The following is a 13217-nucleotide window of genomic DNA, read 5'->3' on the forward strand; positions in this document are numbered from 1 at the left end:
ACGCAACCCGCGAGCCGACTGAGCGGCTCAACAACAGAGGCAGTTGGGGCAATCTCCCCGCTGTTTCAATTGCACCCGAGCATGGATTTGCCCATCTACTGCAATGAGGTCCTCTAGGAAACTGCGGCTGTAGCCGTCAGCGCCTTGCGTCCCAAAGCCGAGAGAGGTTGAATGCAAAACTGGCGAGGTATTATGACGCGTAACGTCAAATGCGAGCAATTTGAGCGAAGCCTCCTTTTCTGTGGTATCAAGCCAACCCACATACGCCCATTTGCCACTACACACCATGTGCGACATATCAATATAGTGCTGGGCGAGGTTTGCCGGTAACGAGGGATACTTCTCGGAAATATCATAGGTATAAACAACGCTCTTGCTACGGGTATCAAATACGGCGATTTGAGCGGGTCTTAACGGTTCCTCTTCTGGACCAAAACACGCTACGGGGCGAAACGGTGGCTCCTTATCTAAATATTCTCGAGTATGAGCATTTCCAGCGTAGTAGACGATATATTCATTTTCGCCGTCATTTGTGAGCGATAAGCTTGGCCAGACATCTTGACCACGGACTCCTTTGCAATCCCCCATGGGCCATGTTTCTACCCCAGATCGACTAGCGTAGACTAATTCGGCTCCGTAATTTTTGCTTTTTTGCCACACGCACCAAACACCACCATCATCTACCAGGAACGCTTTGTTGCGACGGAAATGATCTGTCTCCAAATAGGATTCAGCATCAGCCGGGCCGTGTTGGGGGATGTGAGGGGAATTGAGCCTGTGCTCATATAACGACGTAAAAGCAACACTCTCATTAGCTTCATCCAACTCAAATGTCATCGCTCCGATAGCCAATCCCTGATCCGGATTTTGTGCATTCCATCGCTTACTGCCTTCACCCGATATGTCCTTTGCCATCTCTTTTTCCTTGTAAGAAGAATCTGCACACAACTGTGTGTCGCCTAGCCTACCATCTCCATTGTTGTCGTCTGCCGGTCCCAGATAGTAGAGGGTATTTTGAGATATGATGTAAGCTCCCCATTGAGCGAAGGGTGAGCTCAGGCCGACCTTACCGAACTTTCTGTGCATCTGACCATTGTTTGAGATGGAATGCTTGATTATTGTCCCAGAACTTTTGCTCACAGCCGCAAGCCCAGCCATGAAGCTTTGCCTGTGGCCATAATTGTCTGGCACTACCACTAGATCAGAGCCTGAGTCCACTGCGAAAAAGGACGTGTGATTCGGCCTCTCTGGTTCCCAGACGTCATTGCCGTTTGAAAATGAAGGAATCGCGGGTATCCAATCTGTTGTCTGTTCTAAGCTGGATAAGTTATATGCTGATGCCGAGGAATGATCGCCTCCCGTGCGAATATAGAGGTTTTTCGATTGCGGGTCCCATACAGTGACAGAATGCCCTTTCATTGTGTCGGCTGCATCAACACGTAGGCCGGTCGGGTACCAGCGATTGTGGCTTTGCCCAGTAGTCAGGTTGACCTGATAACAGGTGATGAGGTCACCGGTCCGAGCATCGAGAATACTCAGATAGCCCTTATAATATTTTCTATAATTACCGTCTCGTTTTTCGTAGCCACGGGGAAGACCTTCTTTGTGTGCACCGATGATTGCTATTTTGCCATCGACCAGAGCGAGATTTCGTGACGCCAAGAACGGATCGTTCGATGGAAACTCTCTTTGCCATACTGTTTCGAGACGATAGGGATTGATCGGAATTTTAGAGGAGTTGTGGTGCTCTCCACCCCCTTCATATCCCGGCCAGTTCTCGTTTCCGAAAATAGTTAGATTCAAACATGGCAACAGCGTAAGGCATAAAAATAGATGCACTATTCGCGGGGTAGCCCCGAATTCACTGAGTAGATTTAGCAGGAGTTGCATGTATTATTTTCTTTACGGATTTTACGGGGAAATCGGGGTAGGTTTATGGAAATTATAGCTGATGTTGATCCGATTACTCTACCTGTATGGATTCAATGAGTGTGCATAATCATTCAGAACAGCATGCGTAAGATCGATGCATCCATACACCTCAATCGGCCCTTCCCGTCTCTTTTGACTTATTTTAATTCAACTTCTACAAGATTTAGAAACTGGACTTCAACACGCCGACAATTTCGACAGATAGTCCCAGAAATCAGAGGGCGTAGGATCTGGCTAGCCGAACCAATGTGACTGTCATCACGGGCGTTTGATAGCTCGGTGTCTTTTTCTTAGCCTTACCGATTATCGCGTATCCGTGGCTGCTGGGCAGGGTCGTCGGCACCTACTACGCAATGTTTGGTTATGAGGAGCTTGCGGTCGATCATGATCACCGAGTCTCTCGATAGATCTTAGTGATTTCTTCTGTGGTGGGCACAATAGGGTTGATGAAATAGGTATTTCTTTAGCCCAGGTGTGAACTAAGAAGCTGTTTCAACTAGGTCGAGCGATCTGGTTATAATAGGCCTGTAGCGCGCTGAAGTCGGCGTCTCGGGAAGTAGTTTTGAGCTGAAAGGCATAATGGTGCGCGTAACTCATTTCCATTTCGGCTGATTTCAGGCGTCGCTCGATCTCTGACGGATCACTTTCACCACGCTCGCGCAATCGATTACGGAGAGTATCTAGATCTGGAGGTATGATGAAGACAGAATGTATCCGTCCACTTAAGAGGGGGTCTTGCGCCTCAGCTTCGAAAAACGCCATAGCACCTTGGACATCGATGTTGAGTAAGCAATCGATGCCTTGGCTGAGTTTACTCTGTATCTCAGATTTGAGTGTTCCGTAGCGCCTTCCGTGAACGTCGGCAGTTTCGTAAAATTCACCCGCTTGCTCCCGCCGAATGAATTCCTCCTGGGTGAAAAAATAGTAGTCGCGCTTATTGATTTCGCCGGGACGTACGGCGCGTGTTGTGGATGTGATGACGCGTTGGATGGCTGGTTGATAGGTCTCGAGCATCCGGTCGCAGAGGGTCGTTTTTCCGCTGGCGGTAGGACCGGAAATGATCAGCAGAATTGCCTGGCTCGATGTGCTCACCGTTTTTTCAAGAACCAAAGACTTGTTCATCGAGCCACGCTGCAATTTCTGAAATAGGCTTCCTTACTTGCTCGGTGGTGTCGCGGTCGCGCACGGTGACAGTATCGTCTTCTAACGAATCAAAGTCGATGGTAATGCAGTAGGGGGTGCCGATTTCATCTTGCCGGCGATAGCGGCGGCCGATGTTACCTGACACGTCCCAAAAAACGGGGTATTTTCGCTGTAGCGCCTTATAAAGACTTTCAGCCTTTGCGACGATTTCGGGCTTGTTTTTTACAAGAGGAAAAATGGCTGCTTTAACGGGTGCAATACGTGGGTGGAAGTGAAGAACGGTCCGCTTTTCACCGTCTATTTCATCTTCAGCATAGGCGGAGCAAAGCAGAGCAAGTAAAATGCGGTCTACGCCTACAGCGGGTTCAACTACGTGCGGTATATATTTCTCCCGAGTCTGTTCGTCGAAGTATTGGAGGGTTTTACCTGAATGACTCTCGTGCTGTGTTAAATCATAATTTCCTCGGCAGGCGATTCCCCAGAGCTCCTGGATGCCGAAGGGGTATTTGAACATAATGTCCGTTGTTCCTTTGGAGTAGTGAGACAGTTTCTCTTGGGGATGCACGTCTTCACTGAGTAGCTCTTCTCGCAAGCCGATAGAGATGAGCCAGCTCTTACAGGTGTCGATCCATTCGCGGTAGACTTTGGGCCAAGTCTCTTCTGAGGGGTCTATGAAATACTCGATCTCCATTTGCTCGAATTCACGAGAACGGAAAATGAAGTTGCGCGGGGTAATTTCATTGCGGAAGGACTTGCCCACCTGGGCGATGCCAAAGGGTATTTTGACACGCGTGCTGTCTGTGACATTTTTGAAGTTTGCGAAAATGCCTTGGGCGGTTTCGGGGCGCAGGTAAGCCACGGCTGAATCATCTCGAAGAGCACCCACCCAAGTTTGAAACATCATATTAAATTCCCGCGGCTCGGTGAGTGATCCAGGCTTTCCGGTAGCCGGTGATGGGATTAAAGCATATTGTTCAGAAGACGCTTCTGTGTATTCGCGAAGGTTAAGCGGCTCAAGAGTCCCCTGAGCGCTCGCTTTCCGCTTCATTGTCTCGGCGGCCTTTTCTGCTTCCGACTGCATGTTTTCCGATTCGAGCACAGAAATATAACCAATGATATCGCCGCCGACGACCACTTCAGAAAAGAAGAGATGATCGGCGCGGTAACGCATTTTGGATTCCTTACAGTCCACCATCGGATCGGAAAAACCACCCACATGGCCGGAGGCTTCCCAGACCTTTGGGTTCATCACAATCGAAGCGTCGAGCCCGACGATATCGTCGCGGGTTTGAACGAAGCTATACCACCAGGCATCCTTAATGTTTTTACGCAATTCTACTCCAAGTGGGCCATAGTCAAAAAAGCCGTTGATGCCGCCGTAAATCTCCGAGGATTGAAAGATAAAGCCTCTGCGTCGGCAGAGGCTTATGATGTTTTCCATGAGGTCGGAATCCTGTGCTTTTTGAGCCATAGAGGAGCAACGATGTTTGGGCACAAAAGCAGGTCAAGACGGATGTATTTGATCGAAAGTGCTCAAATAGCTTGCTGAAGGCAGTAAAAATAATGTGAATGGAACCCGGAGTGTTTCACATACTCCGAATTTATATAGAGAAAATGGCATCAAAACATAGCAAGGTGGGTGATCAAAAGGGGGCGCGAGCTCGAGAAATCTTGGCGGCAATCAGCGATGCTGTGATATCTATTGATATGGATGGGTGCGTTGCCGGTCTCAATGAATCAGCTTCGACTCTACTCGAACTCTCTCCTACAGATTGTTTGGGCCAGTTGGTCAGCAAGATATTTATTCCCCTCCATCTCGATGCCCGTCAGCCAGTAGATTGGAACCTAGATCGTGTGATCACGCAGCGATTGACCGTGGAACATGACGAGCCTGTTGTTCTTAAAACAAGTAACGGGAATGAACGATTTGTTACCTTCCGGGCGATTCCCTGTCCCGAGAGCGATCAAGGTCTTCTGGTGTTGTCAGACGTCACGGACCGCGTCCGGCTGGAACATATGGTGATCAAGAGTCAGCGCCATGAGTCTGTATCGATGATGGCCGGCGGCGTGGCGCACGATTTCAACAACATTTTGACCGGCGTCTTGGGGAATTTGTCCTTGGTCTCTGCGATGGAGAATGACCCAAGGATTCGTCAGACAGTGCTTTCCGCGGAAAAGGCTGCCGAACGGGCAAGGGGTTTGGCTAAACAGTTTTTGTCTTTGTGTCGCCGCGGAATAGGTCAGTGTGCGCAGAAGGCGTTTAATGTTCGAGAGCTCTTAGAGGAGGCCTGTACTTTGATAACCTGTGGAACGCAGTGCCGTTACGATATCTCTGTCGCTACGGATTCTGAGGTAATGCACGCCGATGAAGATCAGATGAGTCAGGTCTTTAATAATCTTATCATCAATGCTGTTCAGGCGATGAAGGGAGCTGGTGCCATCGAAATTCGGGTGAGCTCGATAGAATGCAAACCTGCTGAGGCAGAAGGTCTCTGTATCGATCCTGGGCGTTACTTCTGCATTGATTTTGAAGATGATGGACCCGGAATTTCAGCCACGGATACCGCGCGTATTTTTGATCCTTATTATACGACAAAGTCCGGGGGGCATGGCCTGGGTCTCGCCTCATGTCGTTCCATTATGCATCTTCACGGAGGCGCGCTGACGGTCTCATCTCATTTGGGCAAGGGGAGTTGTTTTTCTTGCATCATACCTTGGTCAGATCACTCTTCCGACTCTGTGTCAGAACAGCAGAAAAATCCCGATAATTTGCATGCAGGCATGGGTCGCATTCTCGTTATGGACGATGAAGCGATGATCCGTCAGATCGCGGGTGACATGCTTGAACTCTTGGGCTATACAGCGGGATTGTCTGAACATGGTGAGGCGATGCTAGAGGAATATCAGCGCGCTCGAAACAGCGGTGAGCCCTACGATGCGGTCATTCTCGACCTGACGATTCCTGGAAAGATGGGTGGAAAAGAGGCGATGGTGCGGTTGCTAGAGATCGATCCGGATGCAGTAGGCGTCGTATCGAGCGGATACTCTCACGATCCAATCATGGAGGATCCGAAAAAGTTTGGCTTCACCGTTGCTATGCAGAAACCATACACCGTCCAGGAGTTCAGTTCATTACTCGAGTCCCTGAAAGATAAATAGTTGAAGAAATCGGTTGCCTCGCCGTTACCTCCTTCGATTTTGTCCGTTCACTTTATTCATTATGATTACCTCTAAGAAACTCGTCGCTGCCCTTACACTTACACTTTGTTTGCTCTTTTCTGGCTGTAATACAGCGCAGACAGCTCATCACCAGCCTTCGACGCACAACTTTTTAGGCATTATTAAAGTGGAGGATAGCTCTTACTCGGTGACCGGCCCCAATACCTTTGAGCTGAAGAGCGAGGACATTATGACCCAAAACGATTATACTGGAAACAAAACAACGCTCTTCTGGGGTTTGATCACTATTTCTGATTAATCCATAAATCCTAGTCACGAGAACCACGCAAATAGCCTGCGTGGTTTTTTGTGCCCAAAAATCGACATAGTTTTATCGATAGAGGCATTTTACTTGAGTGGCTTCCATCGCTGGGCATGGGTTGCGGATCGTGCCTGACCAAAGCCATATAAACGTATCGAGGTTCCTCACGCGAGCCGCCTTGCAGGTGCCCAACCATCGGGCATTGGCTGTTCCGCGGCGCACTTCAGGTGGAGAAGTCTTAGAATATGACGAACTGACCTTCGCGGAGCTAGAAGCATCGGTCAACCGAGCATGCAATTGGTTGGAGTCAGCCGGCGTTTCTCAGGGGAAGCGTGTGCTTCTTATGGTCAAGCCAGGACAGGCCTTGATTGTGCTCTGTTTTGCGCTGTTTCGCATGGGCGCTGTTCCCGTAGTTATTGACCCAGGAATGGGCCTAAAAAGCTTCAGGTCGTGTGTAGAGCGGACACGTCCGGATGTCCTTCTTGGTATCCGTTTAGCGCATGTGGTGAGTTGGGTCTTTCGTTCTTCGTTTAAGAGTATTTCTCAAAAAATTCTTGTGAAGAATGATGCCGCCTTTCGGAGTCAGTTGACTGTTGAATCTTCAGACTTCCAGGCTGCACCGACACGTGAGTCGGATCTAGCTGCGATCCTTTTCACTTCTGGCTCAACCGGTGCACCAAAAGGAGTTATGTATCACCACGGAGCCTTTGAGGCTCAAGTGGAATTGATCAAAACCCATTATGACATTGAGCCCGGTGAGGTGGATCTCCCCATGTTGCCGATTTTTGCTCTGTTTAATCCGGCCATGGGGATGACGACGATCGTGCCAGAGATGAATCCGAGCAAGCCGGCGACCGTGGATCCGGCAAGGATCGTCGAGGCCATTATTCGCAATGATGTGACTAATTCATTTGGGTCGCCCGTCTTGTGGACAAAAATAGCCGACTATTGCGAGCGGGAAAGGATTCAACTACCGCAGCTTAAACGTGTGCTCATGGCTGGCGCTCCAGTATCTCCCGAGCTTTTGAGACGGATGAGTCGATTACTGCCCAATGGTCAGGTGCATACGCCTTACGGGGCGACTGAGTGTCTACCAGTGACCTCTATTTCGGCTGGACAAATTTTGTCACAAACCTGGTCAAAGACAGAAGAGGGAGCAGGAACCTGTGTCGGCATCGTCCTGCCTGGGGTGTCTATCAAAATCATCGAGGCAGGAGATTTCCCTATTACCACATTGAGCGAAGCAAGGGTCTTAGCGGTGGGCGAAATCGGCGAGATCCTTGTGACGGGCCCATCTGTGACGCGCGCTTATGATGCGCTTCCTCATGCGACGGCGGCTTCGAAGATCGAGGAAGATGGACGGATCTGGCATCGCATGGCGGATGTGGGCTATGTGGACTCGGCGGGTAGACTTTGGTTTTGTGGACGAAAAGTAGAACGGGTCGAGGTTGAGCCCGGCGTTTTTTTATATACGGATCAGTTCGAAGCTCTAGTGAACCAAATGGAGGATGTTTTCAGGTCCGCGTTAGTCGGGATCGGCGAGGCTCCAAATCAAGAGCCGGCCATTGTTATTGAGCCTATGGCAGATGCTTTTCCCAAAACCAGTGGGGCGCGCGATGCTTTTGTTAGTCGCGTGCTAGAACAAATCGCACGCTTGGGTGGTGATAGTCGAATCCGGCGTGTGTTTTTCCGAAAGTCATTCCCTGTAGACGTGAGGCATAATGCTAAAATTCACCGCCTGACATTGAAAAATGAAATCGATAAGGAGGGGATTGGATGAGCGAGTGTTATGTCGTAACGGGTGGAGGCGGCTTCATTGGCAAAGCTATTGTCAAGCTGCTGATTGAACGGCGGCCTGGCTGCTCAATTCGCGTTGTCGCGAGGAATCACTACGCCGACTTAGAGAAATTACCGGGCGTCACTTCAATTCAATGTGACTTATCGGGACCACTAGAATCGATCGAAGCCGCTTTTGAAGGAGCCCATGCAGTATTCCATGTTGCCGCGAAGGCGGGAATATGGGGTGCTGAAGAGTCGTTTTTTCGTGCGAATGTTCTGGCTAGTCGTCAAGTCGTGCTCGCCGCTCGCAGCCAAAACGTGGCGCACATCGTCTACACAAGCACACCTTCAGTGGTTTTTAACGGAGAGCCCTACACTGGGGAAAACGAGACGCTCCCTTACGGTAAAAACTGGTTGGGTCCCTACGCCAAGACCAAGGCGATGGCTGAGAAGGAAACGCTGGCGTCCCATGATGACAGCCTGAGGGTTTGCGCCTTGCGCCCCCACCTGGTTTGGGGGCCTGAAGACAATCATATTTTGCCGAAGTTGATTAGAAAGGCCCATGCTGGGCGGCTAGTTCAAGTAGGGAACGGCGAAAACCGAGTGGATATCAGCTATATCGACAACGTTGCGCATGCACATCTTCTTGCACTTGAGGCATTGGAAAATGGACGGGCGGGCGGAGAAGCATTTTTCCTATCGGACGCCGAGCCCGTTAAGCTTTGGTCATGGATCAATAGTCTTTTGGAACGCGTGGCTATCGAGCCGATAAAGAAAAAGATTCCCCTGCGTGCAGCTTATTTTCTTGGAAGCATATGCGAAAAACTCTGGTCACTCTTCGGCCGGCAAGATGATCCCCCGATGACTAGATTTGTCGCCGTCGAGTTGGCGAAAGATCATTACTTCAGCATAGAAAAAGCTCAACGGATCCTTGGTTATCAGCCGGTAGTTGAAGCTGAAGTGGCCTTGAAGCGCACAGCAGAGTGGATTCGGAGTGATCTTCTGAGTTGATGATCCTTGGACGGAATCCTTCTGGCGAACGACGCGGGTTACGAGGATTTAACGAAACTCGAATTGATATAGATATATCGATTCGGGAGTCATTAGGCCTGAGCCTCCCGTAAACAAAGATATCGAAAACAGACCTAGCAAATACTGAAACGCCCAACTGGTATGGTATCCGCTAATCTGTCTCAGAATCTTTCAACTCAACAACCATGACAACAGAACGCGTTCAACGTATGAACAAGTCCATCATTCTAGCCGGAGTCTTTGCCGCCATTGCTGCGGTCCCCGTTTCGGCGCAAACTGTAATCGACGACACCCGCTCAGCATTGTCAGAGCTGGTTCAAACAAAAAAAGACATCGCCGAGTCAAAAAGCGCATGGGAGTCCGATAAACAGATTCTTCAAGCTACGATTACTTCGCTGCAAGACGAACTTACTCTGCTTGAAGAGCGCATCGAAGCTGCTGAGAAGGAACGCGCTGAATCGGATGATGTGCGCTCTCAATTGAATATTCGCAAAGATGAGCTAAAAACACAGCTCGATTCCTTCTCTGGTGTTGCGACGAGCTTCGAGCAAAAAGTCCGCGACCTGATTCCATACTTACCCGAGCCACTCCAGAGAGCCACTGAGAAGTTGAGTGATAAGCTCCCTGTCGACGGCAAGACAGCGCTTGATACGCCGCGTCGTTTCCTACTTGTTCTGGGGATTCTTCAGGAAGTAGATAAGTTCCAAACGTCCGTCCAAACGCACAAACAATTGCTCTCCATCGATGGTGCCGAGCCTAAGGAGTATTCAGTGCTTTATTACGGACTAGCAAAAGCATTTTTTGTCGATGAGTCACTCACCTCTGCGGGCTACGGAGTGCCTTCCGCAGAAGGTTGGGTGTGGACCTCTGAAAATGGTCTGGCAATTGAAATTGATGATGCTGTTCAAATTGCTGAGCGCAAGAAGCTAGCGGAGTTCATCTACCTTCCCATTTCTGTCAACCAGTAGCCGATCGAGCCTAATAAATTTTAGATTATTCGAATGATGAACATCAAATTTCTCTTTACTGCTGGATCACTCCTACTCGGGGCGTCTTTGCTTTCTGCTCAATCTTTCGACGAGGCACGCTCGACCGTCCAAGCAGACCTCGACGCTGCTCTCAGCGAGTTCGCCGATTTACAAAAATTGATAGGCAGCGAACGCGTGCCTCTGTCTAACGAACTCAACGAACTCGAGGCGACCGTCAGGGAAAAACGACGCGATCAGTCCCGCGCTCAGCGGCTTGCGGACTCATCCACCTCATCGATTTCACAACTCGAGACTGAGATCGAGTCGATGGAGAAGAACATCAACTACATGAGCAACATGCTCAACGAGTACGCCCGACAGTTCGAGGCAACTTCAGTGTCCATTGCGGAAAAACAGCTTTATGATGAAATGGTCGAGACTGTTGTAGCGAACATCGAGGATGACCAAATGGACGTCACCGACAAATTCGATGCTCAGTTTAATCTCGTTGAGGAATCGCTTGTCCGCATAGGCGAGGTGCTCGGTGGGCGCATTTTCGAGGGCACAGCTATCGTTCCTGGAGGCGACGCTAAGGACGGTAAATTCTTGGTTTTAGGCCCGGTTTCATTTTTCGCATCGGATGATGGGATGGCCGCCGGAATGGTGAACACCAAAGAGCCTATCCGTGCTAAAATCGTGGAGATCGAAGGTGCCACTCCTGGGATTGCTGCAGCTGTTGTTGATGGTGACGGTGTGTTACCCTTCGACCCAACTTTGAACGATGCCCTCGAATTAGAAAAGGCTGAGACTAATATTCTCGATGAAGTCAATGCAGGTGGGATCTGGGTGTGGCCTATTATTATCGCCTTCTTCATCGCTATGATTGTTGGCCTAGTAAAGGCGGCTGAAATTTACAGTATCCGGACTCCAGGTGAATCTGTCCTCCAACAAACCCTGCAATACATTGAGGATGGGCAAATTGAGGAGGCCAAGAAATATGTGCGCGGCATCGGAGGACACTTTGGCCGATTGTTTCAATCAGCGGTGAAGCATGCTGGAGATAGCAAAGAGCTTCTGGAAGAAGTACTTTATGAACGCATGTTGGAGTCCCAGCCAAAGATCGAGCGATTGCTCCCGATTATTGCGGTTACCGCAGCGACAGCTCCTCTCCTCGGGCTACTTGGAACGGTGACCGGTATGATTAATACCTTCCAGCAGATCACGCTGTTTGGCACATCGGATGCATCCAAGCTCGCCGGCGGTATTTCTGAAGCATTGATTACCACAAAATTCGGTCTCATCGCCGCAATCCCGTCGTTGGTTGTCCATGCTTTGCTCTCGCGCAAGGCTCAAGGGATCTTGGCTGCGATGGAGAAATATTCTTCTGCCTTTATTAACGGTATCGAAGTCCAAAAGAAGTAGCTCTCTAATCTTTTACTAGAGGCCATTACTATGGAAGAATCATTTGCTGAAGCCTTCATGCGGATTTGGTCCGGTGGCGGGACTCTGATGTATCCTCTAGCGATTCTTGCTCTCTTCATTTATTTCACTGGTTTCGAACTCTATTTCCATTTTGGAAAAGGAAACTATCTGAAAGTGAAGTATGAGATGCTGGTAGACTGGATTAAGAATCCATCGAAGGCACAAGGCGAGATAGCAAAGGTATTACATTACTGTTATAAAGACGCTGAGTCGGTCAGTGATCTTCAGAACCGCTTCGCTGAAGTTCGATCTGCGCATATCCCGCGCATCGATCGTCGAATTCGCTTTCTTAGCATACTCATTTCCGTTTCACCCCTGATGGGACTACTTGGAACGGTGATGGGCATGCTCGCAACTTTTGATGGGCTGACTAAAAATGTCGGCCGAACTATTGATCTCATCGCCGGAGGTATCTCGGAAGCCTTGATCACAACTCAAACCGGTCTAATGATCGCGATCCCTGGCTATGTTTTGGTCTACCTCGTGATCCGTCGACGCAACCTCCTAGATCAGATGATCACCCGGATGGAGTCGCTCTCCATGCAGGAGATGGAGCAGCAAATGGAGGGAGGATCAGCACATGGCTAAGCGCAATAGAGTCGGTTCTGGTGGCGGAATTTCGGAAATCGATATCTCACCGCTCATTGACATGGTATTCATCCTGTTGATTTTTTTCATCGTCGCGGCTGTCTTCATCGAAGAGCCCGGTGTTGAAGTGGATCGCGTGTTTACGGTTTCAGGCGACAAGCTCCAAAAGAAGTCTATCCTGATAGCTGTAACATCGGATAATGAGGTCGTATACGGGGGAGAACAGCTCGAAATTCTGGGCGTGCGTGGATTGGTCGATCGATTGAAACAGCCTGGGACGCCTGTGGTGCTTCAAGTAGATGCACTATCTGACGCCAGCGTGGTTGCTCGAGTAATTGAACAAGTCGCTAATACAGGCACTCAAGTATTCGTAGCCACGGATGATAGCTGATAGAAAGGAATCACTAGCATGCGAAAAAAGAATTTGAATAGAGGTGCTGAGGAAAAGGGTGTCGATATATCGCCCCTGATCGACATGGTGTTCATCTTGTTGATCTTCTTCATCGTCACCACGGTCTTCATTGATGAACGCGGGTTCGAAATGCCCGGATCCAACAATGCTCAAGATGAGAATGACAGCGACGTCGAACCGGTTGTGTTTCGCGTCACCCGTGACGGAGATGTCGTTCTCGATGGCAATATTGTTGGCCTCGGAGCAGTCAGACGCACTATCTTGAACGCCAGTCAGCGAGAAACTGTCCCAGTGATCGTTGAAGTCGAGGAGGGCTCCCGCTCAGGTTTGGCCCTCAGAGTATATGATGAAGCGCTCATGAGTGGCGCTGAGTCACCATCTTTTAAAATTGCCGATTAAC

12 protein-coding genes are annotated in these 13217 nt (G+C 49.6%); 9 read left to right on the top strand and 3 right to left on the bottom strand.

The annotated features are described in order from the left end of the window. Positions 1-27: 27 nt before the first annotated feature. The 3 genes from HRU10_11190 to HRU10_11200 all read right to left on the bottom strand — a co-directional run bounded on the left by HRU10_11190 (position 28) and on the right by HRU10_11200 (position 4546). Positions 28-1803 (bottom strand): hypothetical protein, encoded by a 1776-nt coding sequence (locus HRU10_11190; protein NRA27795.1) that lies wholly within the window; start codon positions 1801-1803, stop codon positions 28-30. Between the two features lie 621 nt (positions 1804-2424). Continuing rightward, on the bottom strand, positions 2425-3054 hold the full coding sequence (gene gmk, locus HRU10_11195; protein NRA27796.1) for a guanylate kinase: 630 nt from the start codon (positions 3052-3054) through the stop codon (positions 2425-2427). After that, positions 3032-4546: a glycine--tRNA ligase gene (locus HRU10_11200; protein ID NRA27797.1), complete on the bottom strand. Its 1515-nt coding sequence runs from the start codon at positions 4544-4546 to the stop codon at positions 3032-3034. The genes gmk and HRU10_11200 overlap by 23 nt, the downstream gene beginning before the upstream one ends. A 143-nt stretch (positions 4547-4689) precedes the next feature. On the opposite strand from HRU10_11200, the gene HRU10_11205 reads away from it, so the two are divergent. The 9 genes from HRU10_11205 to HRU10_11245 all read left to right on the top strand — a co-directional run bounded on the left by HRU10_11205 (position 4690) and on the right by HRU10_11245 (position 13216). Then, on the top strand, positions 4690-6234 hold the full coding sequence (locus tag HRU10_11205; protein ID NRA27798.1) for a response regulator: 1545 nt from the start codon (positions 4690-4692) through the stop codon (positions 6232-6234). 61 nt (positions 6235-6295) lie between these two features. After that, positions 6296-6553: a hypothetical protein gene (locus HRU10_11210; protein NRA27799.1), complete on the top strand. Its 258-nt coding sequence runs from the start codon at positions 6296-6298 to the stop codon at positions 6551-6553. Between the two features lie 106 nt (positions 6554-6659). Continuing rightward, the gene (locus HRU10_11215; protein NRA27800.1) at positions 6660-8336 is read left to right on the top strand and encodes an AMP-binding protein; all 1677 of its coding nucleotides are present in this window, start codon (positions 6660-6662) and stop codon (positions 8334-8336) included. Then, positions 8333-9346 carry an NAD-dependent epimerase/dehydratase family protein gene (locus tag HRU10_11220; GenBank protein NRA27801.1) on the top strand — a complete coding sequence of 338 codons (1014 nt, stop codon included), beginning with the start codon at positions 8333-8335 and terminating at the stop codon, positions 9344-9346. Before HRU10_11215 ends, HRU10_11220 begins: the two co-directional genes overlap by 4 nt. A gap of 206 nt (positions 9347-9552) precedes the next feature. Then, the gene (locus HRU10_11225) at positions 9553-10335 is read left to right on the top strand and encodes a DUF3450 family protein (GenBank protein ID NRA27802.1); all 783 of its coding nucleotides are present in this window, start codon (positions 9553-9555) and stop codon (positions 10333-10335) included. 33 nt (positions 10336-10368) lie between these two features. Continuing rightward, complete coding sequence (locus HRU10_11230) at positions 10369-11757, top strand: MotA/TolQ/ExbB proton channel family protein (protein ID NRA27803.1); 1389 nt, start codon at positions 10369-10371, stop codon at positions 11755-11757. A gap of 30 nt (positions 11758-11787) precedes the next feature. Further along, positions 11788-12405, top strand: a complete 618-nt coding sequence (locus tag HRU10_11235; protein ID NRA27804.1) for a MotA/TolQ/ExbB proton channel family protein — start codon at positions 11788-11790, stop codon at positions 12403-12405. After that, complete coding sequence (locus HRU10_11240; protein NRA27805.1) at positions 12398-12796, top strand: biopolymer transporter ExbD; 399 nt, start codon at positions 12398-12400, stop codon at positions 12794-12796. Before HRU10_11235 ends, HRU10_11240 begins: the two co-directional genes overlap by 8 nt. 18 nt (positions 12797-12814) lie before the next feature. Next, positions 12815-13216, top strand: a complete 402-nt coding sequence (locus tag HRU10_11245; GenBank protein NRA27806.1) for a biopolymer transporter ExbD — start codon at positions 12815-12817, stop codon at positions 13214-13216. Position 13217 lies beyond the last annotated feature (1 nt).

Source organism: Opitutales bacterium (assembly GCA_013215165.1).
Classification (GTDB): Bacteria; Verrucomicrobiota; Verrucomicrobiia; order Opitutales; family JABSRG01; genus JABSRG01.